General features: G+C 65.8%; 28 protein-coding genes and 1 tRNA gene. 13 read left to right on the top strand and 16 right to left on the bottom strand.

What is annotated here, in order from left to right:
- Window positions 1-385, bottom strand: a 385-nt coding sequence (locus tag V5A53_RS03880; protein ID WP_332312260.1) for an AAA family ATPase, incomplete at its 3' end; no start/stop codon positions are given.
- Window positions 382-1449 (bottom strand): histidinol-phosphate transaminase, encoded by a 1068-nt coding sequence (gene hisC / locus V5A53_RS03875; protein ID WP_332312259.1) that lies wholly within the window; start codon window positions 1447-1449, stop codon window positions 382-384. The genes hisC and V5A53_RS03880, both read right to left, overlap by 4 nt.
- A gap of 92 nt (window positions 1450-1541) precedes the next feature.
- Here hisC and V5A53_RS03870 point away from each other — a divergent pair, with 92 nt between their 5' ends.
- The 5 genes from V5A53_RS03870 (at window position 1542) to V5A53_RS03850 (ending at window position 8370) form a co-directional block, all read left to right on the top strand.
- Window positions 1542-3020 carry an NADH-ubiquinone oxidoreductase-F iron-sulfur binding region domain-containing protein gene (locus tag V5A53_RS03870; protein ID WP_332312258.1) on the top strand — a complete coding sequence of 493 codons (1479 nt, stop codon included), beginning with the start codon at window positions 1542-1544 and terminating at the stop codon, window positions 3018-3020.
- Window positions 3017-6223: a formate dehydrogenase subunit alpha gene (fdhF, locus tag V5A53_RS03865; RefSeq protein ID WP_332312256.1), complete on the top strand. Its 3207-nt coding sequence runs from the start codon at window positions 3017-3019 to the stop codon at window positions 6221-6223. The genes V5A53_RS03870 and fdhF overlap by 4 nt, the downstream gene beginning before the upstream one ends.
- A gap of 76 nt (window positions 6224-6299) precedes the next feature.
- Window positions 6300-6911 carry a molybdenum cofactor guanylyltransferase gene (locus V5A53_RS03860; protein ID WP_332312255.1) on the top strand — a complete coding sequence of 204 codons (612 nt, stop codon included), beginning with the start codon at window positions 6300-6302 and terminating at the stop codon, window positions 6909-6911.
- Window positions 6912-6997: 86 nt separating this feature from the next.
- Window positions 6998-7699 (top strand): SDR family NAD(P)-dependent oxidoreductase, encoded by a 702-nt coding sequence (locus tag V5A53_RS03855; RefSeq protein ID WP_332312254.1) that lies wholly within the window; start codon window positions 6998-7000, stop codon window positions 7697-7699.
- 47 nt (window positions 7700-7746) lie between these two features.
- Window positions 7747-8370 carry an SIMPL domain-containing protein gene (locus tag V5A53_RS03850; protein ID WP_332312253.1) on the top strand — a complete coding sequence of 208 codons (624 nt, stop codon included), beginning with the start codon at window positions 7747-7749 and terminating at the stop codon, window positions 8368-8370.
- An 11-nt stretch (window positions 8371-8381) separates the two neighbouring features.
- On the opposite strand, the gene yqeC is transcribed toward V5A53_RS03850, so the two are convergent.
- On the bottom strand, window positions 8382-9104 hold the full coding sequence (gene yqeC / locus V5A53_RS03845; protein ID WP_332312252.1) for a selenium cofactor biosynthesis protein YqeC: 723 nt from the start codon (window positions 9102-9104) through the stop codon (window positions 8382-8384).
- Between the two features lie 103 nt (window positions 9105-9207).
- Between yqeC and V5A53_RS03840 the strand changes: the two genes are divergently transcribed.
- Complete coding sequence (locus tag V5A53_RS03840) at window positions 9208-9675, top strand: transporter (protein WP_332312251.1); 468 nt, start codon at window positions 9208-9210, stop codon at window positions 9673-9675.
- 9 nt (window positions 9676-9684) lie between these two features.
- On the opposite strand, the gene V5A53_RS03835 is transcribed toward V5A53_RS03840, so the two are convergent.
- A complete protein-coding gene (locus V5A53_RS03835; RefSeq protein WP_332312250.1) occupies window positions 9685-9882 on the bottom strand; it encodes a hypothetical protein in 198 nt (65 codons plus the stop codon).
- A complete protein-coding gene (locus V5A53_RS03830) occupies window positions 9882-10643 on the bottom strand; it encodes a fumarylacetoacetate hydrolase family protein (RefSeq protein WP_332312249.1) in 762 nt (253 codons plus the stop codon). Before V5A53_RS03830 ends, V5A53_RS03835 begins: the two co-directional genes overlap by 1 nt.
- Before the next feature lie 86 nt (window positions 10644-10729).
- Between V5A53_RS03830 and V5A53_RS03825 the strand changes: the two genes are divergently transcribed.
- From V5A53_RS03825 to V5A53_RS03810, 4 genes are read left to right on the top strand one after another with little or no spacing between them, the layout of a single operon-like run.
- Window positions 10730-11692: an LLM class flavin-dependent oxidoreductase gene (locus V5A53_RS03825; RefSeq protein WP_332312248.1), complete on the top strand. Its 963-nt coding sequence runs from the start codon at window positions 10730-10732 to the stop codon at window positions 11690-11692.
- Between the two features lie 46 nt (window positions 11693-11738).
- Complete coding sequence (locus V5A53_RS03820) at window positions 11739-11918, top strand: DUF7836 family putative zinc-binding protein (protein WP_332312247.1); 180 nt, start codon at window positions 11739-11741, stop codon at window positions 11916-11918.
- A gap of 54 nt (window positions 11919-11972) precedes the next feature.
- Complete coding sequence (locus V5A53_RS03815; RefSeq protein ID WP_332312246.1) at window positions 11973-12371, top strand: DUF2267 domain-containing protein; 399 nt, start codon at window positions 11973-11975, stop codon at window positions 12369-12371.
- A 58-nt stretch (window positions 12372-12429) separates the two neighbouring features.
- The gene (locus V5A53_RS03810) at window positions 12430-13749 is read left to right on the top strand and encodes a GTPase (RefSeq protein ID WP_332312245.1); all 1320 of its coding nucleotides are present in this window, start codon (window positions 12430-12432) and stop codon (window positions 13747-13749) included.
- On the opposite strand, the gene V5A53_RS03805 is transcribed toward V5A53_RS03810, so the two are convergent.
- Window positions 13746-14648 carry an amino acid kinase family protein gene (locus V5A53_RS03805; protein ID WP_332312244.1) on the bottom strand — a complete coding sequence of 301 codons (903 nt, stop codon included), beginning with the start codon at window positions 14646-14648 and terminating at the stop codon, window positions 13746-13748. The two genes, V5A53_RS03810 and V5A53_RS03805, sit on opposite strands and share 4 nt — an antisense overlap.
- 54 nt (window positions 14649-14702) lie before the next feature.
- On the bottom strand, window positions 14703-15140 hold the full coding sequence (locus V5A53_RS03800; RefSeq protein WP_332312243.1) for a GNAT family N-acetyltransferase: 438 nt from the start codon (window positions 15138-15140) through the stop codon (window positions 14703-14705).
- 115 nt (window positions 15141-15255) lie between these two features.
- Between V5A53_RS03800 and V5A53_RS03795 the strand changes: the two genes are divergently transcribed.
- Both V5A53_RS03795 and V5A53_RS03790 read left to right on the top strand, forming a co-directional pair.
- The gene (locus V5A53_RS03795) at window positions 15256-15981 is read left to right on the top strand and encodes a metal-dependent hydrolase (RefSeq protein WP_332312242.1); all 726 of its coding nucleotides are present in this window, start codon (window positions 15256-15258) and stop codon (window positions 15979-15981) included.
- Window positions 15982-16039: 58 nt separating this feature from the next.
- Window positions 16040-16438, top strand: coding sequence for an OsmC family protein (locus V5A53_RS03790; RefSeq protein ID WP_332312240.1), 399 nt, complete (start codon window positions 16040-16042; stop codon window positions 16436-16438).
- A 300-nt stretch (window positions 16439-16738) separates the two neighbouring features.
- Here V5A53_RS03790 and thiM read toward each other — a convergent pair whose 3' ends face one another.
- The 7 genes from thiM to V5A53_RS03755 all read right to left on the bottom strand — a co-directional run bounded on the left by thiM (window position 16739) and on the right by V5A53_RS03755 (window position 22626).
- Window positions 16739-17569, bottom strand: coding sequence for a hydroxyethylthiazole kinase (gene thiM, locus V5A53_RS03785; RefSeq protein ID WP_332312239.1), 831 nt, complete (start codon window positions 17567-17569; stop codon window positions 16739-16741).
- Window positions 17562-18215: a thiamine phosphate synthase gene (gene thiE, locus V5A53_RS03780; RefSeq protein WP_332312238.1), complete on the bottom strand. Its 654-nt coding sequence runs from the start codon at window positions 18213-18215 to the stop codon at window positions 17562-17564. Before thiE ends, thiM begins: the two co-directional genes overlap by 8 nt.
- A 41-nt stretch (window positions 18216-18256) precedes the next feature.
- Entirely contained in the window at window positions 18257-18460 is a 204-nt protein-coding gene (locus V5A53_RS03775) for a XapX domain-containing protein (RefSeq protein WP_332312237.1), read from the bottom strand.
- Window positions 18461-18583: 123 nt separating this feature from the next.
- Window positions 18584-19189, bottom strand: coding sequence for a DNA-3-methyladenine glycosylase family protein (locus V5A53_RS03770; RefSeq protein ID WP_332312236.1), 606 nt, complete (start codon window positions 19187-19189; stop codon window positions 18584-18586).
- A gap of 30 nt (window positions 19190-19219) precedes the next feature.
- Window positions 19220-19777: a serine O-acetyltransferase gene (gene cysE / locus V5A53_RS03765; RefSeq protein WP_332312261.1), complete on the bottom strand. Its 558-nt coding sequence runs from the start codon at window positions 19775-19777 to the stop codon at window positions 19220-19222.
- Window positions 19778-20102: 325 nt separating this feature from the next.
- A complete protein-coding gene (locus V5A53_RS03760) occupies window positions 20103-22058 on the bottom strand; it encodes an AMP-dependent synthetase/ligase (RefSeq protein WP_332312235.1) in 1956 nt (651 codons plus the stop codon).
- A 184-nt stretch (window positions 22059-22242) separates the two neighbouring features.
- Entirely contained in the window at window positions 22243-22626 is a 384-nt protein-coding gene (locus V5A53_RS03755) for an Hsp20/alpha crystallin family protein (protein WP_332312234.1), read from the bottom strand.
- 115 nt (window positions 22627-22741) lie between these two features.
- Between V5A53_RS03755 and V5A53_RS03750 the strand changes: the two genes are divergently transcribed.
- The gene (locus V5A53_RS03750; RefSeq protein ID WP_332312233.1) at window positions 22742-23341 is read left to right on the top strand and encodes a protein sorting system archaetidylserine decarboxylase; all 600 of its coding nucleotides are present in this window, start codon (window positions 22742-22744) and stop codon (window positions 23339-23341) included.
- Between the two features lie 73 nt (window positions 23342-23414).
- Here V5A53_RS03750 and V5A53_RS03745 read toward each other — a convergent pair.
- Window positions 23415-23526 (bottom strand) — tRNA-Glu (locus tag V5A53_RS03745).
- A 72-nt stretch (window positions 23527-23598) separates the two neighbouring features.
- The coding region (locus V5A53_RS14540) for an HNH endonuclease (protein WP_442928671.1) at window positions 23599-23774 on the bottom strand (176 nt) is incomplete at its 5' end.

Genomic DNA, 23774 nt, shown 5'->3' with positions numbered 1-23774 from the left:
TCTCGATGCCGTGGGCGTTGACGGCCTCCGAGAGGATGACGTCGAGTGCCTCTGCCTCTGCGTTCTCCGCCGCCTTGGCGCCGTCCTCGCCGCGGTCGAGCAGCCGTTCGCGCAATGTTCGGGGATGACAGCGCAGGACGACCACGCGGTCGGCGTCGAGGTGGTGGGCGAGGTGGGACTCGATGAGGACGTCATCGCGGTCGGCGAGGCGCTCCTGAAGGACGTCGATGTCGGCGATGAGACTGCCGCGCTCGGGGTCTTCGCCCTTGTCGAGGCCTTCCTCGCGGATGAGGTCGTTCAGGTGGATAACGTCGAGGTCCGTCTCGACGAGTTCCGTTGCGGTGGTCTTGCCCGTGCCGGGGGTGCCGGTGACGACGACTCTCATAGGAGGTCGTTCAGCACCTCCACGGCGCGTTCGGTCTCCTCGCGGGTGCCGCAGGTGACCCGGACGCAGTCGGGCAGGCCGAAGGAGGTGGTGTCGCGGACGATGACGCCTTCCTTCTGGGCGGCCTCGGCGACGGCGCTGCCGTCGCCAACTTCACACAGTACGAAGTTACCGGCGCTTTCCCAGGTGTGGCACTCGAGGTTGTCGTACATGTACTCGCGTGCCCATTTCGTGGCCTGCACGGTCTGTTCGACGTGGGAATCGTCGCCAAGCGCAGCGAGGCCGGCACGGCAGGCGATCTCGGAGGCGGCAAAGGGCGTGTTCACGCGGGCGTAGGCGTCGGCCCACTCGCCGGGAACGATGGCGTAACCAAGGCGGGCGCCGGCGAGGCCGTAGGCCTTCGAGAAGGTCCGGAGGACGGCGACGTCGTCGCGGTCCTCGACCAGTGCGACGGCCGAGGGCGAATCGGAGAACTCGCCGTAGGCTTCGTCGACGACGACGAGCGTCTCTTCGTCCGTCTCATCAGCGATCGCTTCGACGGCCGACAGCGACACCTCGCTGCCCGTCGGGTTGTGGGGGCTGGTGAGATAGACGATGCGCTCGCCGTCGTAGTGGGGGAGGATAGTCTCGGTCGTCTGGGCGAAGTCGTCCTCCTTTCGGACGGGGTATTCGTTGACCTCCCCGTGGTGGTAGCGAGCGCTCATCCCGTAGTAGGCGAAGCCGGGGTCGGGGACGAGCACCTCATCGTCGGGTTCGAGCATCGCACGGGCGAGGTAGTCGAGCGCGCCGTCGCCGCCGTTGGCGAGCCAGATCTGCGATCTCGTGACGGCCCACTGTTCGGCCAGTCGGTCTCTGAGGTCCGTCGCCGAGGACTTCGGATAGGTGTGTACCTGCGGCGCGTAATCGCGGATCGCCGCTGCCGCCTGCGGGGAGGGACCGAAGGGGTTCTCGTTCGAGGAGAGCTTCACCAACTCGTCGGAATCCAATCCGAGTTCGCGGGCTACTTCCTCGACACCCCGGCCCGCCTCGTAGGCGATGTGCGACGAGAGGTCCCGTGGTTCCATATACGACCATCTGGGCGCCATATCTTAAGTAGGCGTCCATCTTCCCCGTCCTGCGACAACGTTTTTGGGGCAATCGTCCCACCGTACACGAGATGAACGACAGCCCCGACGCGCCGACCGTTCGGGTCGCGGTCGGCAACGGAGCGGGCCGGGACGCCGACGTGCTCGCGGTCGCGCACCAGCACGCCGACCGGACGCGCGTGCTCGAAACCGGGCCGACCGGTGCGCCCGGCGGGCCGCACGTCTACGCCACCGTCGACGGCCGAACGGCACTCTACGGTGCCGTCACCGAGACCACAATCGAGCGTATCGTTCTGGCCGCCGAGGAGGACCGACTACTGACTGGCGAGGCCGAAGCTATCGCGGTCGGGGAGGAACCGCCGACCCCCGAGACGGGGCCGCTCGCTGTCGGCACAGCGCGCGTGCTGGAGGGCTTCGGTTGGCACCCACCCGACGCGACTCCGAACCCGGTCGCATTTCAGGTACACGAGGGCCCCGAAAGCGCGCTGGCGACGGTCGAACGCGTCGGCCTCCGGGGACGGGGGCGCGCCGACGTCGCCAGCGACGAACCGCTCGCCGAGTACTGGAACCGAACCCGAGACGCCGACGGCGATCCGGTCCTCGTCGTCCACGCGAACGACGCCGACCCCGAAACGGACGCGGACCGCCTCTGTGGCGTTTCGGCGCCCGGCCGCATCTGGGACGCCGCCGAGGCCGTCGCCGAAATCGTCGGCGCCGAGGACGTCGTCGCTTTCGCACCTGCCGAAGACGACCTGCTCGCGGACCGACTCGAAGCCGTCGGCGAGTGGCAACTCGCCCGCGCCGACTCGTCGTTCCGGGTCGGCGAACCGACGATGGCGCTGGAGGCCCTGGAGGGCAACGACCGCATCGAGGCACGCCGCCGCCCGCCGGGCCCGGAGGAATGGGGCCTCTACAGCCGGCCCACCCTCGTGCACACGCCGCGGACGCTCCTGCAACTCGCGGAACTGTGGCGGAACCCCGACGCCTTCGACGCCGAGGCGGCCGACCCCGGCACCCGTCTCGTGACGGTCAGCGGGGACGTGCCCGAATCCGCGACCGTCGAGCTGGCGACCGACGCCCCGCTTTCGCGCGCGCTGGATGCCGTCGAAACGCCCGATTCGGCCCGCTACGCCGTCGGTGGACGATTCGGCGGCCTGACCCGGAATCTCGACACACCCGCGAGCGCGCCGGCGATGACGGGCGCCGGCCTCGGAACCGAGGGTGCAATCGAGGTACTGAGCACCGACCGCTGTATCGTCGCAACCGTTGGAGAGCGGGCGGCCTTCGCCCGCGAGGAGAACTGCGGACGGTGCGTACCCTGCCGCGAGGGCTCGAAACAGCTCCACGAATCCCTGCGTGCCGTCTACGATGGAGCCTTCGATGCCGGTGACATCCGGGAGTTGGCTCGAACGATGCGAACCACGAGTCTCTGTGCATTCGGCGAGAGGGCGGCCCGACCCGTCCGGACCGCGCTCTCGGAGTTCGAAAGCGAGTTTCGCGCCCACGCCAAGGGCCGGTGTCCCGCCGGCGCCTGCGGAGGGATGCAATGAGCGCCGACGACTCCGCGGCGGACGAACCGACCCCCGGCGTCCCCGACATCGAGGACCCACGGCCGTCGACGCCGCTGACCGAGGACTTCCGAACGGGGACTGCCAATGACCCGCCGCGACCGGAGAGGGTGGCCTCCAACGACGACGAACCGGTGACCCTCACCGTCGACGGCGAAACCGTCGTCGTCCCGGCGGATGCCTCCCTGCTCGATGCCGTCGAGGCCGCCGGCAGCGACGTCGCCGCGCTGTGTCACTACGACAGGGATACCGAGGCCGCCGAGGAGATCGGCCCGCGGTCGACCTGCCGGACCTGCGTCGTCGAAACCGACGACGGCCTCGTGGCCTCCTGCTCGACGCCGGTCGAGGACGGCCTGACAGTCGAGACGGACGCGCCCGACGCCGAAGAGGCCCGGAGCGTCAACCTCGACCTCGTCCTCTCGAACCACAACCTCCGGTGTACGACCTGTGGAAAGAACGGCCGGTGTGAACTGCAGGATACGTCCATCGAGGAGGGTGTCACACACCCACGATACGGTGTCCTCGACGACCGAAGCGAGTACGATCCCCTCGACGCCTCCTCACCGATCCACATCGACCGCAACAAGTGCATCATGTGCAACCGATGCGTCGAAGCCTGCAACGACGTGCAGGTGGAAGGCGTCCTCCGCGTCGAGGGAACGGGCGAGGACGCCCACATTGGCTTCCAGACCGGCGCGGAGACGATGGCCGATTCGACCTGCGTCACCTGCGGCCATTGTGCGACGGTCTGTCCGACCGGCAGTCTGGTCGAGGAGGGACTGGTCGACGCGACGACGCTGCCGTTCCCCGGCTTCACCCAGCGCAATTCCGTCGGCGAGGTGCTGGAGCGGGACGACCGGGGCACGAAGAGCATCCCCGAAAGCGACGAACCCGCTCGCGGTGAGGCCGCCCGATCCGGCGTCGCTGGTTTCATGGACCGCGCCAAACGGAAGGCGAAATCCGGCGCGAAAGCGGTCGGCGACCGCGCGGTGAAAGCCGGCGAGCACGTCGCCGAGGATATCGCCGCCGAGGTATTCTCTGAGGGAATCCTCTTCGGCATCGCGAAACGCGTCGGCGACGCTCGGATGAAGCAGATGGACGTGACAGACACCACCTGCGGCTACTGTGCCGTCGGCTGTCGGTTCGACGTCCACTCGAAGGACGACGAGGTCCTCGGCGTGCGCGCGACCGACCCCGACGCCGCCCCGGCCAACGACTTCTCGACCTGCGTGAAGGGCAAGTTCGGCTACGGCTTCGTCGACCGTGAGGACCGCCTCGAATCGCCCCAGATTCGCGAGAACGGCGAGTTGCGCGAAGCATCGTGGGACGAAGCCCTGGAGCGAATCGCCTCGGAGTTGGGCGAGATACGCGAGGAGGGTGGTCCCGATTCGGTCGCCGCTTTCGCCTCCTCGAAGTGTACCAACGAGGACGACTACCTCCTCCAGAAGTTCGCACGGACGGTGCTGGAGACGCCGAACGTCGACAACTGCGCGCGTCTCTGTCACTCCTCGACGGTCGCCGCCCTCCTGCAGTCGGTCGGCTACGGCGCGATGTCCAACAGCATCGACGACGTGGCCAACGCCGACGCCTACCTGCTGTCGGGGACGAACACGACCGAGTCCCATCCCGTACTGGCGACGAAAATCAAACGCAACGTCCGGGACGGCGCCGACCTCGTCGTCGTCGACCCCCGGAAGGTCGGCGTCGCCGAACACGCCGACCAGTACCTCCGGTCGAACCCCGGCTACGACGTGGCGTGGATGAACGGCATGGCGCGGTATCTCATCGAAGAAGACCTCTACGATGCCGAGTTCGTCGACGAGCACGTCCACAACTTCGAGGAGTTACGGGAGAAGGTCGACCCGTTCACCCCCGAGGAGGTAGAGCGACTCACGGGCATCGCGCCCGAGGACCTCAAGCAGGCCGCCGAAACCATCGCCGAGGCAGACTCCGTCGTCTTCGGGTGGGCGATGGGCCTCACCCAGCACAGCCACGGGACGAACAACGTCCTCGCGATGGCGAATCTCGCGCTGCTGACGGGCAACGTCGGCAAGCCAAACGCCGGCCTCTCCCCGTTCCGCGGCCACAACAACGTTCAGGGCGGGGGCGGCGACATGGGCACGCTCCCCAACAAACTCCCGGGCTACGGCGACGTGACCGACCCCGAGACCGTCGACCGCTACGAGGACGTCTGGGGCGTCCGTCCACCCGAGCAGGTCGGCCTCAAAGTAACTGAGGTCTTCGAAGCCATCCACAACGACGACGTCCGCGGCCTGTTCGTCATGGGCGAGAACCCCGCGATGTCCGAACCCGACATCAGTCACGCCGAGGAGGCCCTCGACAAACTGGATTTCCTCGCTGTCCTCGATATCTTCCCGACTGAAACGACCGAGTATGCCGACGTGGTGCTTCCCGCCGCTTCCTTCGCCGAGAAGTCTGGCACCTTCACCAACACCGAACGCCGTGTGCAGAAGGTGAATCCCGTCGTCGACACGTCGGGCGATGCCCGCCCGGACTGGCGCGTCGTTCAGCAACTCGCCAACCGGATGGGTGCCGACTGGGACTACGACGACCCGGCCGAGATCATGGACGAGATCGCCGAAGTCGCCCCAATCTACGGCGGCATCAGCCACGACCGACTCGAACGCGAGGGCGGCCTGCAATGGCCCTGCACCGACGCCGAGGATCCCGGCACCAGGTTCCTCTACGAGGACGGCTTCAACTTCGCGGACGGCAAGGCCCGGTTCGTCCCCGCCGACATGGGCGAACCCGGCGAACTACCCGACGAGGAGTACCCACTCACGCTGACGACCGGACGCGTGCTGTATCACTTCCACACCGGGACGCTGACCCGGCGTGTCGACGCCCTCACGGACCACGTCGGCGAGAGTTTCGTCGAGGTCCATCCCGAGACGGCCGCCGACCTCGGGATTTCCGATGGGCAGTACGTCCGCGTGGATTCGGCTCGTGGAAGCATCGAGGTTCGCGCGCAGGTGACCGACCGACCCGGCAAGGGCGTCGTCTTCGTGCCGATGCACTTCGTCGACGGTGCCGCAAACGAGTTGACCGGCGAGTACTACGACCCCACGAGCGGGATTCCCGAATACAAGGTCGCGAGCGTTCGCGTTTCACCTATTGAGGAATCACGACGACATCAGGACGCCGCCGCGCGAACCGACGACTGAAAGGCTGACTCAATTCGGGGACTCTCCCGGCTTCCCATCGAGCATTTATAATTGAAGCCGAACCAAGAACCACATAATGACGAACGGAGCAAGAACGGGCGTCATCGTCGGCGGCGGGCGGTCGGTCCGGTTCGGCGGCACGGACAAGACGGTCGCCGACCTGAACGGCAAACCCGTCATCAGACACACCGCGGAGCGCCTGCTCGAAGCGACCGAGAAACTCGTGGTCAACTGCCGGGAGGACCAGCGAGAGGCCGTCGCGGAGGCCCTCTCGGACTTCGATCTCACCTTTGCCATCGATGAGGAACCCGACCGCGGGCCGGTCGCCGGTATCGCGGAAGGACTCCGCGCCGCCGAAACCGACTACGCCGCCATCGCTGCCGCCGATATGCCGCTTCTGGACCCCGACCTCTTCGCGTACCTTTTCGAGCGAGCGGACGGCCACGACGCCGCCGTGCCTCGGCCCGGTGACTGGTTCGAACCGCTCCACGCCGTCTATCGCCCCGAGCCGATGGCCGACGCCTGTACCGAGGCGCTTCAGGAGGAAGACACACGCATCATCGAGCCCCTGTTCTCGCTTGATTACGATGTCGTCGAGCGCGCCGACCTCGTCGAACACGGCTCGCTGGACAGTTTCGAGAGCGTGGACACCCCCGAGGATCTGGCGTGGGCGGCCGAGCAGTTGTGAGGCCGCCGGACCGATCGGCGGTCGAGCAATTATAAGATAGAACTCACAGGTGGCATTTCTTGGCGCTGGCGTCCGATGGCTCTCTCATGTCACGAACGGCAGTCATCGCGGGCGTCGGACCGGGGCTGGGAGAGTCGATCGCCGAACGATTCGCCGAGGAGGGCTGTTCGGTCGCTCTGCTGGCACGCTCGGAGCCGTATCTCGACGGCCTCGCCGAACAACTCCGGTCGGAAACGCCGGGCGACGCGGCGGCGATTCCGACGAACCTCGCCGATAGTGCGGAGATAGAGGTGGCATTCGAAGAGGTTCGCGAGCACTTCGGCGCGGTCGACATCCTCGTCAACCACGCCAGCGCAGCGTCGTGGGACGGCCTGCTGGACCAGGACCCCGAGGACTTCCGTCGGGCGCTGGCAGTCGGACCCGAAGCCGCCCTGCGTTGCTCGCGGGAGGCCGTCTCGGATATGGTCGGCGGCGAGGGTGGTACCGTACTCTTCACTGGCGCGACGACGTCGGTCCGGGGCCGGGAGGGCGCGGTCGGCTTCAGCGCCGCCAAGTTCGCCTGCCGGGGATTGGCCGAATCGATGGCCCGCGAGTTGGGACCGGCGGGCGTCCACGTCGCTCACGTCGTTATCGACGGCGGGATCTTGCCGCCGGGCGGCGAGCGGGACGACTCCGAGGAGTACCTCGACCCCGATGCCATCGCCGACAGTTACTGGCATCTCGTCGAACAGGACCGCTCGGCGTGGACGCTCGAACTCGATCTCAGACCGCACGTCGAGGAATTCTGAGTAGGTGTCTGACAAGGAATTATACACGGTGCGTGTCACTACAACTCATGGACCGAACAGTGACGGTCGACGGTGAGGGGCGTGCGACCGCGGCGACGACGTTCGCCGCGGTCGAAGTGTGGGTCGAGGGGCGGGCCGACAGCGCAACACACGCCCGGGACCGGGCACGGGACGCCGAGGCCATGGTCCGTGACGCACTGCAAAACGAGGGCATCGATGCCGAGGATATCCGAACGACGAGTGCGCAGATCGAGAACCAGGACGACGCCTTCGGCGTGAACGAAAACGACCCGGACCACCGCGCGCTGGTGGAGCTGACCGTCGACTGCCGGCCCGAAACCGCTGGCGATGTCGTGACGACGGTCACCGACGCCACGTCGGGGACGGGCATCCGAGACGTCTTCTTCACGGTGAGCGAGGGAACCCAGGCGGAACTACGTCGTGAGGCTCTCGGAGAGGCGATGACCGAGGCGCGCGCGGCCGCCGAAGCCATCGCCGCGACCGAGAACCTCGACGTCGGCGAGTTACTCGACGCGGCGACGACGGACGGGTCGGACGGCTTCGAGAGCATCGTCGACGATGCGCTGGCCGCAGGAAGCGACGGGTTCGAGCCCGACCCCGTCGAGGTGACCGCGAGCGTCGAGGCGACCTTCGAACTACGCGAAACGTAGCGACCGACGATCTATTCCATCACGTCGACGACCTTCCGTAGGTCCATCCGCCCGAGAACGACCCGGTCGATTCGCGGGTGAGCGAGCACCTCGTCGGCGATATCGCGGGCAGTCGCCTCGAGGTCGCTGTCGTCGACCATGTTCAAAAGCGCGATTACGCGAGCGTCGTCTGGAACGTCCTTCAGGCCGCCGTTCTCGTGGGTGAGGACGGTAACGACGTCTTCGGGTCGAATCTCCTCGCCGAGTTCGCAGTCCGTAATCGCGGCGACCCGCTCTGGTCGGTGGACGTGTTCCTCGGCGAGGGCTTCGCCGACCGATTTCACGCTGGCGACGGGGACGACCACGCTCGCCGTCTCCGGAATCTGCGGTTCATCCTCCTTCGGTGCTTTCAGCCACCGCGTGCGCGCGCCGTCTGCTTTCGTCAGTAGGGGCACGTCGGTCGCTTCGGCCATCGCGTCGACAGTGGCGTTGTCGTAGCCGAGATAACGTTCCCGGTCGCCATCGCGGCCCGGAACTAGCCCGAGCGGCCATTCGTCGTTGTCTTCAAGGACGGAGACGGGGTCATCGGTGATCTCCAAGCGTTCGACGTGGCCGTCGAACGGCGGGATTCGGACCGTCGTCGTAACGACTGCACGCTCGCATTCGACCGCGAGCGCGTACAACGTCGACTTCTTTCCCCCCGCACCGACGACCGCGACGATACCCTCCGGGTCGAAGGCCTCGCGAAGGTTCATGCTGGAACCCTCGAAGCGGTCCGGCAAAACCCCACCGACGGACGCCATCCGAGAGCCTGCCGCTTCGCTGGTTTATAAGACGGCGGCGCCCGCTAACCTGGATATGGTTCTGGATACAGTGATGTATATCGTACACAGCGCCTTCGCGGCGCTGTGGACCGGGTCGGTCCTGTTCGTCGCCGTGGCGGTTCTCCCGCTGGCGATGGGCGGCGACCTCTCGCCGGACGCCTTCGGCAGTATCGTCTCGAAACTCCAGTGGGTCACCCGCGGGAGTGCGGCCTTGCTCTTCATCACCGGCGGCCACCTTGCCGGCACGCTCTATACCGTCGAGAGCCTGACCGGCAGCGGGGGCGGCTACCTCGTTCTCGCGATGCTGGCACTGTGGCTCGGCCTCGCGGCGGTCGTCGAGATCGGGAGCGCGAAAGCCCAGCGCGGCGTCGACGAGAACAAGATCCGTGAACCCGCACGCGCCGCCCGGCCCTTCTATCTCGCCGGTACCGTCCTCGCTGTGGGTCTCCTCGTCGTCGCCGGCCTCCTCGGTGTCGCTGGACGGTACGGCCTTCCCTTTTAAATCAAACCGTCATTCACCTTCGGTCAGGATTCGCAGACAGTTCCCACAGACGTGGGCGTCGCGGTCGGCGAACAGTGCCTCGGGGTCGGTGTCCTCGGGAATCGGTCGAATCGTCGGCGACAGCCCCGTGATTTCGGCCCCACAGAGCGTCCGCTCGGCGTCCGCCGCCTCGCAGAAATGTACCGAGGGCCGAAACCAGTAGTACATCAGGGGATGTGGACCTCGTTCCGCAGGGTGCCGACGCCCTCGACTTCGACCTCAACGGTGTCGCCGTCCGAGAGCGGGCCGACACCTTCCGGGGTGCCGGTCGAGATCACGTCGCCCGGCTCCAGCGTGATGTAGTTCGTGATCTCTGCGACCAGTTCGGGGACGCTGAAGATGAACTGCTCGCGGGAGGAGTCCTGTCGGAGTTCGCCGTTGACCCGACACTGCACCGAGGCGTCCATCGGCACCTCGTCGGGCGATGCCACGACCGGCCCGATGGGCGCCGCGTCGTCGAAGGCCTTTCCGCGGACCCAGTTGGTCTCGACGTCCTGGTCGTCTCGATTGGAGATGTCGTTGACGCAGGTGAACCCGGCGATGACGTCGTTTGCTTCCGCTTCGGAGACGTCGCTACACTCCTCGCCGATGACGACGCCGAGTTCGGCCTCGTAGTCGAGACGTTCCTTGCCTTCCGGGAGTTCGACTGTCTGGCCGTGGCTGGCGACGGTGTTCGGCGTCTTGAGGAAGAGCAGGGGACGGTCGGGGACCTCTTTGCCCTGCTCTTCGGCGTGGTCGGCGTAATTCAGACCGACACAGACGATCTTCGAGGGGTCGGTCGGCGGGAGGACCTCGACCTCGCTGAGATCGAAGTACTCCTCGTCGGCAGTCACGCGCTCGCCGTCGGTCGGGAATGCGCGAATCTCCTCGTCCTCCAGGGCCCCGTGGCGAACGTCGCCGTGGGAATCGCGGAATCGAACTCGTCGCATACGCCCGCGTTGGAGGGCCGCCGCTTAAGCGTTCACGAAACGGACCGCTCCCCAGTCTTTTGTCCTCCGGCCGAGAACAGGGTCGTATGCGCACCGGCCTCTTTACCGCCCACGAACAGCACGCGCCGACGACGCTGCTGGACCACGCCACGGCCGCCGAGGACGCCGGTTTCGATTCGATCTGGACCAGCGACCACTTCCACCCGTGGTGGCACACCGAGGCCCACTGCGGCGCCGCGTGGCCGTGGCTGGGCGCCGCCCTCGAACGCACCGACACCATCCGGTTCGGTACCGGCGTCACCCCACCAATCGGCCGGTACCATCCGGGCCTCATCGCACAGGTCTTCGCCACCCTCGGGGCGATGTACCCCGGCCGGCCGTTCGTCACGCTGGCGACGGGAGAGGCGATGAACGAACGGCCGCTGGGCTACGAGTGGCCGGAGTATCCCGAGCGGAAGGCGCGCCTCGAAGACGCCTGTGAGATCATCACCCGCCTGTGGGACGGCGGCTTCCACAACTACGACGGCCACTACTGGGACCTCGATAGTGCGCGCCTCTACACGTTACCCGACGAGCGCGTGCCGCTGTACGTCGCCGGCAACGGCCCGAACACGGCCGAAGTCGCCGGGAAGTACGCCGACGGCTTCCTCACGCTCGTGGATATCGACACCTACGAGGAGGAACTCGTACCCGCGCTGGAACGCGGCGCACGCGAGGCCGGCCGGGACCCCGACGACATCGACCGCATCCGGCAGTTCCTCGTTTCGTATGGCGACGACGAGGCAGCCTGCCGCGAAGCCGCCGGCTTCTGGCGAGGAACCGTAGCCGTCGACTTCTCGGAGGGCGACTACGACCCCCGGGAAATCGAACGACAGGGCCGAGAGGTTCCGCTCTCGGAGATGGACGAGTGGGGGCTCATCACGACGGACATCGAGGACCTGCTGGCGGTCCGAGATCGCCACGAGCAGGCTGGATTCGACGAAATCGAGTTCCTCTCGTCGTCGCCGAATCAACGGGCGTTCATCGACGCGATGGTCCCACATCTGTAGAATCGCCCACGTCTTTTTTGTGTTGACCGGGCGCACGATTAACCGTATGGAAGCATTCGTCGAGTTAGCCTGTCCCGAGTGCGAAAAACACTGGGAGGAATCGCTATCGGAGCTTCCTGACCCGAAAGAATCCTTCGACTGCCCGGACTGCGGGGAGCGGCGGCCGCTCTCGGAGTTCGCTCGGAGCAATCGGGATCTGGAGGTCCTTCGAGACGCCGCCGAGTGAGACGTTTCACCGAGTCGTCGAGCGCCGCAACCAACCATTCATAACACGATAATCATGGAATACAGCGAATTCACCGGCGAAGTACAGCACCGTCTCGAACTCGGCACGCAAGGCGAAGCCGTCCGCGCCACTCGCGCGGTGCTTTCGGCCATCGGCGAACGCCTGCAAGAGGGCGAAGCCACCGACCTCGCCGCCCCGCTGCCGATGGAGATCGACTACTACCTGCTGGATGCCGACCACGGCCAGCGGTTCGACTACGACGAGTTCGTCTCCCGCGTGGCCGACCGCGCCGAAGTCGACGAGGGCGACGCCGCCTTCTACGCGCAGGCTATCATCGACCTGCTGGCCGACGTCGTCCCCGGCGGCGAGATCGATGATTTGCAGGCCCAACTGCCGGACGACTACGAGGATCTCTTCGAGATCGCCGAGGGCGAAGCCACCCCGTGGGAGTAGCGTCCTCAGCCACGCACCGACCGGACCTTTTTGCGCGAGCACATCGACATTCGTAGCCATGCGCGTACTCATCGTCGGTGCGGCCGGACGCGATTACCACGATTTCAACACCGTCTTTCGCGGACGCGAAGACGTTGAAGTGGTCGCCTTCACGCAGGCGCCGGGGCAGAACCTCGGCGAACTCGAAGCCACGAACGAACGGTACCCGGCCTCGCTGTCCGGCGAGGGATACCCCGACGGCATCCCTATCGAACCCGAGGCACGCCTCGAAGACCTGGTTCGGGAACACGACGTCGACCAGGTCGTCTTCTCCTACTCCGACGTCTCCTTCGAACACGTCATGCGGTTGGCCTCCCGCGCCGAGGCCGCGGGTGCCGACTTCCGGCTTCTCGGACCCGACTCGATACAACTCTCCGTCGATGTGCCCGTACTGGCGGTCAACGCCGTCCGCACGGGATGCGGCAAATCGCAGGTCTCCCGTGGCCTCGCTGCCGAACTCGACGGCCGGGGCTACGACGTGGCCGTCGTTCGCGAGCCGATGCCTTACGGGAATCTCACGGAGCGCCGCGTCCAGCGGTTCGCCACCCACGAGGACCTCGAAGACGTCACCATCGAGGAACGCGAGGAGTTCGAACAGCACATCGAGCGCGGCCACGTCGTCTACGCGGGCGTCGACTACGCCGACGTTTTCGACGCCGCAAGCGACGAGGCCGACGTGATAGTCTGGGACGGCGGCAACAACGAACTCGCCTTCGCGAAACCGGACCTCCTCGTCGTCCTCGTGGACCCGCTCCGTCCCGACGACACGACGGGATATCATCCCGGAGAGACCAATCTCCGGCGCGCGGACGTCGTCGTCTCGAACAAGGAAAATAGCGCCGACCGGGAGGCCATCGAGCGGGTCGAGCAGACCGTCCGCGAACACACCGACGCCGACTACTGGCACGCCGATTCGGTCGTCACCGTCGACGGCCCCGAGCGCATCGAGGGCACACGCGTGCTGGTCGTCGAGGACGGCCCCACACTCACCCATGGGAACGCCGACTACGGCGCCGGCACCATCGCCGCCAAGACGTACGGTGCGGCGGCGTTGGTCGATCCCCGACCCCATGCGGTCGGCACCGTCGCCGACACGCTGGCAAACTACCCACACCTCGAAGACCTCCTGCCGGCGGTCGGCTACTCCGACCAGCAGGTCGCCGACCTCGAAGCGACCATCGAGAACGTCGACGCCGACTGTGTCGTCGCCGGCACGCCCCATGACCTCGGAAGCGTCATCGACGTAGATATTCCGATCGTGCGCGCACACTACCGCGTCGACTTCCACGACGGCGATTTCGGGACGTTCCTCGACACCTACGACGACGAGTTGTTCTAACGGTCCGGCCGAACCGTGGTTCCGGTCCGACCGTGAAGCGCCGCCCCGGGGTCGTCGATACTGGCGATAATCGCCTCGCCGCCGGACTCCGCAAAGCGAGCACAGGCCGCCATCTTCGGTGCCATCGACCCCTCGCCGAACTCGCCCGCATCGAGATGTTCCCGTGCCTCCGCAGGGGTCAGCGATTCGAGAGTCTGCTGGTCGTCGGTGCCGTAGTTCAGATACACACAGGGCACGTCCGTCAGGAAAACGAGGCGGTCGGCGTCGACCGAATCGGCAATCAGACTCGCGGTGTAATCCTTGTCGATGACCGCCGCGATACTCTCGGAACCGTCGTCGTCCGGTGCGACCGGAATCCCACCCCCACCGCCGCAGATGACGGCCTCGCCGGCTTCGAGTAACGCGTCGACAGCGCCGGTTTCGGGCACGTCGATCGGCTCGGGTGAGGGAACGACACGCCGATACGAGCGGTCGCCTTCTCCCACGTCCTTCGTCCCGAACGGCTTGTTTGCGGCTTCTTTCTCGGTGTACCACGGCCCGATCGGCTTGGTCGGGTTCTCGAAGGCCGCGTCCTCGGGGTCGACGACCGCTCGGGTCACGAGCGTCGACACCGGGCGGTCGAGGCGGGCGTCCAGCGCTCGGCCGAGCAGGCTCCCCAGACTCGCCTGTGTCTCCGCGACGAGGACATCCAGCGGGCGGTCGGGCGTGTCGGCGGCCTCGACCTCCAGCAGTTTGTTGCCGACCTGCGGGCCGTTGCCGTGGGTGAGGACCAACGCGTCGTCCTCGTCGGCCGCTCCGGCGAGCGATTCCGCCGTCGCCGCGACCCTCCGGCGCTGTGCCTCGAAAGTCCCGTCAGCAGCCAGCGCGTTGCCGCCGACTGCAACGACGAGTCGTGTCACAGGACCGATATCGTCCGTCCGCCCCTAAAAGGCCCCGCCGCACGTCGTCCGGTTTCACGCACGTTCTGCGAGCGATTTCCGCATCTCCCGATGCGGGATGCCCGCCTCGTCGAACTCCTCGCTCGTTATCTCGTAGCCGAGTCGCTCGTAGAAGCCGATGACGGGCGCTTGGGCGTGCAAGACGATCTCCTCGTAGCCTTCCGCCCGCGCGGTGTCCTCGACGACGGCCATGATCTTTCGGCCGAGTCCGGTTTCCCGCTCGGATTCGACGACCGCGACACGTTCGACCTTCGCAGTCGAATCGTCGTAGTCCCGAATGCGGGCCGCTCCGACGGGGTCGCCGTCCGAATAGGCCACGAACCCGATAGCTGCCTCGTCCTTGCCGTCGATTTCGAGGTCCTCCGGGACGCCCTGCTCCTCGATGAACACCTCGCGGCGGACCGCGAGTGCATCCGCCAGTTCCGCCTCCGTTTCGACGCGCCGAACGTCCATATCGGACCGAACACCGCGACTGCCCTAACTCCCTCGACTCGGCGGTATCGTGTCAGTTACGCAATGCCGATATCCACCTACGCTTATTAGGGTTTCGTGAGTAGTCCAACCCGCTATGGATCTTACCTGGTACGGTCATTCGACGTGGCACGTGAGCCTCGAAGACACCGACCTGCTCATCGACCCGTTCTTCGACAACCCGAAGACGGACACGGACCCCGAGGAACTCGATCCGGACTACGTCCTGCTTACCCACGGCCACGCCGACCACATCGGCGATGTCGACCGCTACGAGGGCGCCGGCCTCGTCGCGGTGCCGGAACTGGTCGCCTACGTCGAGGATAACTTCGGCGACTACGACGCCGTCGGGGGGATGGGAATGAACATCGGCGGCACCGTCGAGTGCGGCGACGCATGGGTGACGATGACCCAGGCCGCCCACACCAACGGCATCGAGACGGACTACGGCGCCTCCGCGGGCGTCCCCGCCGGATTCGTGGTTAGCGAGAAGAAGCCGACCCAGGAGGCCGACCCCGACAACACCGCCTTCTACCACGCCGGCGACACCAGCCTCCTGACCGAGATGCGCGACGTCATCGGGCCGTTCCTCGAACCCGACTTCGCCGCGCTGCCGGCCGGCGACCACTTCACGATGGGACCGACACAGGCCGCCATCGCCGCCGACTGGCTCGACGCCGACTACGCCTGTCCGATGCACTACGACACGTTCCCGCCAATCGAACTCGACCCGAGCGACTTCGAACGCGAACTGAAGGCCACCGGTACCAAGACGGAGGCCGTCATCCTCGACGGCGAGGAAACGTTCACCCTAGACCAATAACCGGACCGGCCACGAGCGACCTACCTTTTTATACATGCCGTCCGACCAGTCGATTGTTATGGCCGATATAAACACGACCACCGTCAACGAAGAGAAGTATCACGCCCTGAGCCGTGCCGGCGATTTCGAACTCAGCATCGACGCGACCGAACAGGAGGGGCCGAGCCCCAATCAGGTCCTCGTCGCCGACTACGCCTCCTGCTTCACGTTCGCCTGCCGTGCCGGCGCCTCGAACGAACTCGACATCGACCTCGGCAAGGTCGAAACCGAAGCCGAGGCCGACGTCAACGACGACGACGACCTCACCGCGATTCGCTTCCACATGCAGATCGAAGCCGATCTCAGCGACGACGAGGTAGACGACGTTCTCGAACTCGGCGAGGACATCTGCCACGTTCACGACTCCGTAAAAGAGAGTCTCCACGCGGACGTCGACGTCTCGACTGACGCTTTCTGAAGCCACGAACTTTTTGCACGGCGCGCTTCGCGAGCGTGGCGGCGAAGCCGCCACGTCATGCGGTTGCGGGCGTAGCCCGCAACCCGCGCCGGCAAAAGCTTCGATGAAAAAGACACGGCGGCCCTCCCTCAGGAAGACTCACTTCGTTCGTCTTCCAACGCTCCCGCTCGCTTCCCTCGCGGGACCTCCGGTCGGGCCTTGGTCCCGCGCTCCCACCGGTCGCGCGGTGAACCGCTTCGGGCGGATTCTTCGAACCCGCCCTCGCGGATGCTGTTTCAATTAAACCTCAGCCAGTTGTGGCTACGCCGAAAGCACCTGCTCGATTCGCTCGTCGGCGACCGGCGCGTTCGCCGCACCCATGTTGGCGACCGTATCGAGGAAGGCCGTCTTGTAACTCGCGGGGCCGTTGTACTCGCCTTCCTCTGCGGCCCGTTCGCCGGCGAGACCGAAGCAGGCCGTCCCGGCGAGGGCGGTTTCGAGCGGGCGGTCGACGCCGAGGCCACCGCCGAACGTGGCGAGGGTGACGCCGAGCATACACCCCGTGCCGACGATCTGCCCCATCAGGGGATGACCGACCGACACCTCGTAGGCCGCCTCGCCGGTGGCGACGATGTCCGTCTCACCCGATGCGACCACGACGGTGTCGTATTCGCGAGCGCAGGCGACGGCGGTTTCGGCGATGTCGCTGTATTCGCCGACCGATTCGACGCCCCTGACGTCGGCATCCTCACCGACCAGTGCCGTAATCTCGGCGTAGTTACCCTTCAGAACCGTCACGTCGAGGTCGGTGACGAGTCGCTCGGCGACGGCCGTCCGGACCGAGGTCGCGCCGACGCCGACCGGGTCCACGACCAGCGGAATCCCGCTCTCGTTTGCGGCCGCACCCGCCGTCAGCATCGCCTGTTCTCCATCTTCGTCGACGGTCCCCATGTTGAGCAGGCAGGCCTGCGCTGTCGAGACCATCTCGCCGACTTCCCGCTCGTCGTCGGACATGACGGGGAGGCCACCCCAATGGAGGGTGATATTGGCCACGTCGTTGACCGTCACGTTGTTCGTCACGGAGTTGACCAACGGACCGGCCTGCTCGACTGCCGCCAGTGCCGCCGAACAGTCGACCGACGGCTCAGTCATCGGCCGCCACCTCCGGACTTCGAACTGCTTTGCCGAGCGCCCGCGTCGCCACCTCGGGCTCGTCGGCACCCGTGACCGCCGAGATAACGGCGACGCCATCGGCACCAGCCTCGACGACGTCGGTGGCGTTGTGGGGTGTGACGCCGCCGATGCCGACGAAGGGCAGGTCCGTCGCCTCACGAACCGCGCGAATTCGGTCGAGGCCGATGCCCTGCTGTTCGGGCGACACGTCGTCCTTCGAATCCGTCGCGAAGACCGCACCGACGCCGAGGTAATCGGCGCCGGCTTCCTCGGCCCGCCGGGCGGCCTCGGGCGTCGAGACGGAGCGGCCGATGATGGCCGCCTCGCCCAACTGTTCGCGGGCGACCGAAACTGGCAGGTCGTCGTCACCGAGATGGACGCCGTCGGCATCGAGGGCGGCCGCGAGGTCCACGCGGTCGTTGACGATGAGCGGCACGCCGGCCTCACGGGTCAGCACTCGGAGTTCACGGCCGAGTTCGTAGCGCTCGTTCGCGCTGGCGGATTTCTCGCGCAACTGGACGATATCGACGCCGCCGCGGATGGCGGCCTCGACGATCTCGACCGTCGAGCGACCCGCCGACAGGCCCTCGTCGGTCACCAGATACACGTCTAATTCGTCGGTCATACAACTCGGTAGAGCACCGTCCCGTATCGGTCTTCCGTTCCCTACAGACCGAACGTGCCAAGCAGGTCGTAGCCGACGTCGAGGTATTCGACCACTTTGTAGCCCAGATAGATGCCGACGATGCCGAGCACGCCCGCGATGGAGGGCGGAGCCGGGATGGGGACGCCGGCAAACGAGAAGACGGCGCCGGTGATGAAACCTGTCAACAGGGCCAGGACCGCGATGACGAGGGAAGCGTCGACCATATCGGGTGGCCGGGAGGCGGCGGTAAATCGATTGTGCCTACGAGAGGTCGACGACGGTTTTCACGTCCGGGACCGCCGCATCGAACTCGCCGGTGAGTACCTCGGGGACGGTTCGAATAGCCACTATTCGCCGACGACTTCCGCGACCGAATCGGCGATGTCCTCCTCGACGCGCCACAGATAGAGGCTCGCGTAGCTCCGATACGGTGCCCACCGCTCGGCTTCCTCGACCATCTCCGCCCGGGTCAGGTCCTCGTCGTAGAGGTTCCGCATCCCCTTCCGGATGCCGAGGTCGCCGACTGGGAACACGTCGGGGCGCCCTAGCGCAAAGAGCAGCTGCATGTGGGCGGTCCACTCGCCGACGCCCTTGATTTCCGTCAGTTCGTCGACGACCGCCTTGTCACTCAGTTCCTCGAAGTAGCCCTTGCTGAGATCGTCACGGAACGCCTCGGCGACGTTGCGGACGTAGCCCGTCTTCTGTCGGGAAAGACCGACGTTTCGGAGCGTCTCCGGGTCTGCGGCGAGGATGCCGTCGGGGGTCACCTCGACGGCCTCGAACAGGCGTTCGCGGGTCGCCGCGGCCGACGCCATCGACACCTGCTGGCGGAGGATCGAGACGACCAACCGCTCGAACATGTCGTCGGCCGGGTCGAGTCCGAGGTGGCCGTGCCGGTCGACCAGCGGGCCGAGATAGCTATCCTCTCGGAGGGTTTCGTACGGCGAAGTCACGGTATTCGGGAGGCACTCGACGGTAAAAGCTTACTCGCACTCGAGGGCGTCCTCGGAGTTCGCGCGGGCACTACCGGTTCCGTCGACGGGTTCGGCCGGCGACCCGGCGACGGTCATATCGGGGGGGACGTCCTCGACGACGACGCTGCCGGCGCCAACGGTGGCGTTCTCGCCGACGACGATGTCGCCGATGAGCGTCGAGTTCGCGCCGATTGTGGCGCCGTCTTCGAGGGTGGGGTGGCGTTTCTCCCGGCGCATCGAGTCGCCGCCCAGCGTGACGCCGTGATACATCAGCACGTCGTCGCCGATGTCGGCCGTCTCCCCGACGACGACGGCGGTCCCGTGGTCGATGAACAGTCGGCGGCCGATGTTCGCGGCTGGATGGATCTCGACGCCGGTGAGAAGGCGAACGAACTGCGAGAGCGCGCGGGCAGGGAACTCGAAGCCGCGCTCCCACAGGACGTGGGCGATGCGATACCCCCAGACGGCGTGCAGGCCGGGATACAGGAGCGCGACGGTGATAGCGCTGGTCGCTGCTGGGTCCTTAGCGAGGGCGGTGCGGACGTCTTCTCTGAGTCGGTCGAATATCATGTCGGTTGGTTGGGTAGGCGGTTGGAAAGCGGGCAGAGCGGAGCCGTCGTCACTGGTAGCGACGACGGGAAACGAGAATCAGCAGCAACAACAGCACGCCGGAGTCGGGACTGGTCGGCCGGCGGGACGGGCCGTGGACGCGGCGTGGCTGTACGCCATCGTGTACTGGATATAGTGGCAAGCGATAGTTAAAAGCTGTCGGTGAGATGGCCGGTCCACCGCCAGAACGCCCGTTCGGGCCTCATACGGATTATTGTAGTCTGTTACCGGTCATCACCAGTGTGGGTCGGCGATGACCGGTACATCGTTCCAAGAATCCGTATCAGGCGTTGAAGTCCTCGCCGTAGATGTCGACGACCTGTTCTTCGAACTCGCCCATGACGTTCCGGCGCTTGATCTTCATCGACGGCGTGAGCAGGTCGTTGTCGGCGGTCCACTCGACGGGGACGAGTCGGAACTCCTTGATCTTCTCCGATTTCCCGAGGGTCTTGTTGACCGCTTCGACCTCCTCGCCGATGTACTCTATTACGCGGTCGTGTTCACAGATACCCTCGGAGTCGTCGGGCAGGTCGATGCCCTCCTTGTCGGCCCACCGCTGGAGGTGCTCGAAGTTGGGGACGAACAGCGCGGCGATGAACTTCTGGTTGTCGCCGATGACCATCGCCTGCTCGATGCGCTCGGAGGTGGCGAACTCGTCTTCGATGGGCTGGGGGGCGATGTTCTTGCCCGTGTCCAGCACGATGAGTTGCTTGAGGCGGTCGTGGTAGGTGAGATAGCCGTCCTCGCCCAGTTCGATGAGGTCGCCGGTCCGGAACCATCCGTCCTCGGTGAAGGCCTCCTGGGTCGCGCCGGGACGCTCCCAGTAGCCCTGGGTGACGTTCGGTCCCTTGACGTGGAGTTCGCCGAGTTGGCCGTCGGCCTCCTCGCGGCGGTCCTCGGTGACGACCGTCTCGTCGACGCGAACGTCGACGTTGACAAGCGCCGGGCCGAGGGTTCCGGCGCGGGAGTCCTCGGCCGGATTCACCGAGACGACAGGGGAGGTCTCGGTCAGCCCGTAGCCCTCGAAGATGGGAATGCCCATGCCGTCGAAGAGTTGGGAGAGACGCTTCGAGAGCGACCCGCCGCCGCTGACGAAGAACTCGATGTTGCCGCCCATCTTCTCGCGGACGTTGGAGTAGACGAGTGTATCGAAGATCTTGTACTTGATCTTCAGGCCGATGCCGGGATTCTCGGTGGTCGCCCACTCGCGGGCGACGGGGACTGCACGCTCGAAGACGGCTTCCGGCGCCTCGTCACGCAGGCTGTCGTAGATGCGCTCGTAGACGCGGGGCACCGAGGCCGCCGTCGACGGCTGGACGGTCTGGATATCGTCGGCGACGGTGTCGGTCGACTCGGCGTAGGCGACGGTCGCACCCGAACCGAACATCAGGAAGTGACCGGAGATACGCTCGAAGACGTGCGCGAGCGGCAGGAAGGAAAGCGACCGCGAGGTCTCGTCGAGGGTATCCAGTTCGGGGTCCTTGTCGGGGCGGGGACCGAACCGTTTGCGGATGCCGTTGATGTTCGACCGGAAGTTGCCGTGGGTGAGCTGGACACCCTTCGGCTTGCCCGTCGTCCCCGAGGTGTAGATGAGCGAGGCGAGGTCGTCGAGGTCGCGGTCGGCGAGCCACGATTCGTACTCCTCGAGTTCGAAGGCCTCCTCGCCGCGGTGATACAGATCAGCCAGCGAGAGGATATCGTCGCGGCCCTCGTACCCGTCGAACTCGTCGATGACGACGACGAACTCGAGGTCGAGGTCGTCTTCGACCTCGAGAACGCGCTCCAGCAGTTCTTCGTTCTCGACGACGACGCCCTCGGCGCCGGGGTCATCGAGCAGGTACTGGACCTGGTCCGGCGAGGATTCGGTGTAGACGGTCGTCACGACGCCGCCCGCGGTGAGAATACCGAAGTCCGACTGCGCCCACTCCATCCGGGTGTTGGCGAAGATGCCCACTCGGGTGTCGGCCTCCACGCCGAGGTCGCGGAACCCGGCGGCGAGGTTTCGGACGATGTCCTGCATCTCAGCGTAGGTGAGCGCCGCGTACTGCTCGGCCGGCGCCGCGGGGATCACGTCGCCGGACAGCGAGCGCTCGTAGATGCCGCCTTTATACCACTGGGCTTCCCGACTGGCGTGCCGGGAGGCACTCTCCTCGAAGAGACGCGGAATCGTGTTCTCCCCGATTACTTCGTCCTCGTACTCCTCTTCTGCCTGTAACCAGGCCGCGTTATTGCTACTCATGACTTGCTGTGTGGTGGGTATTCTGCCACCCATATTAATGCAGGCACTTCGGACCGACTAATTAGGCGATAACGGCCAATACTGTACGCCACGACGCGTTTCATACCGTACGCTGCACGGGAACGTTTACGAACGGGTTAACAATTTAAAATACGAGTGCCGATTAGAGGGGGTATTTTCCCGGTCAGTTCACGTCGATGCGGTGGCCGCCGTCGTGGGCTTCGTCGACCGGCAGACGAACTTCGAGGACGCCGTTGTGGTATTCGGCTTCGATCTCTTCGATGTGGACGTCGGCACCCACGCGGACAGATTCGTGGATCCGGCGCGAACGGGACCTGTCGTCGTCCTCGACCTCGTGGACGGCGTCGATGGTCAGCACGCCGTCGTCGAACCGGACGTCGAGTTCGTCGGATTCGAATCCCGGCAGGTCGGCGTGGACGAGATACCCATCGTCGGTCGCCTCCAGTCGGAGGTTCGTGTCGCCGGCCATCCAACTGCCGCCCAGCATGGAGCGGCGCATACTCTCGAACAGGCGGTCCATCTCGTCGAAGGGGATCGTTTGTTTCATCGTGTCTCTACAGTAGAGAGGCTCTCAGAGGACATAAAGGGGATAGAATATATGCTAACACGGAAGAACGAAACACAACGAAACCGCCTTGGCACCGGCGCGTCATCGTTGCCTCGTGTTTCCGACGCCTCCCGACCTCGCACCCGGCGCGTGGCAGTACGCCAAATACCCGCTGGCGCTGGCCGTCCCCCTCGTCGTCCTCGCCCCGCCAGTCGGTCTCGCCTTCCTCGTGGCCGGCCTCGGCGCGCTGTGGTTCCACCGCGACCCCGAACGCTCGCCGCCGCCATCGGGCGTCGTTGCCCCCGCCGACGGCCGCGTCTCCGTCATCCGCGAGGAGGCCGACCGCGTCCGCGTCGGCGTGTTCATGAACGTCACCGACGTCCACGTCAACCGCGCGCCCGCGGCCGCGACCGTCGAGTCGGTCGAACACACGCCCGGCAAACACCTGCCGGCGTTCACCAAGGAGTCCGACCGCAACGAGCGCGTGCGCATCGACTGTGGGGACTACGAACTGACGCTCATCGCCGGCGCCGTCGCCCGACGCATCCACCCCTACGTCGAGGCAGGCGACGAACTCGACCGCGGCGACCGCATCGGCCACATCTCCTTCGGCTCGCGCGTCGACGTCCTGCTGCCGCCCGAATACGATACCGGGGACGTTCGGGTGTCGAAGAATCAGCGCGTCCGAGCCGGCGAGACTGTTCTGGTTGCTTGACGGATGCTTCTAGAGTGTGCAAAGATAGTGGTTGCACTCCTGACTGTTCGGTGGTTGCAACGGGATAATGGGATGCTCGCTAGGGGATTTGAACCCCTGTCATTGGCTGTCCTCCCGCGAGGGGCCGGACCCCAGATTTCGCGGACGAAAGGCCAATATGATTGGCCGGGCTACACCAAGCGAGCGCGTCCTATTCTCGGGGAGGGTATCGTATAAATCCTATCTTTTCCTCCGACAACGCCAACCGCCACCACGGTTCACTCCGGCGGTTCTATACCGGGTTCCAATCCGAGTTTATCATGATCGGCGCGCGGATGACACCGTTTGCAAAGCGTTACCAGATTTGAGAGGGCGTGAGCATCCGATATATCGGCGTCATCTGCCTCTCGGAACTGACGAACAGGGATAATGTGATGGACTTCGAGCCGGTTAT

The organism is Natronomonas sp., assembly GCF_036625485.1.
Taxonomy (GTDB): domain Archaea; phylum Halobacteriota; class Halobacteria; order Halobacteriales; family Haloarculaceae; genus Natronomonas.
This window is presented reverse-complemented; position numbering and strand designations above follow the sequence as displayed.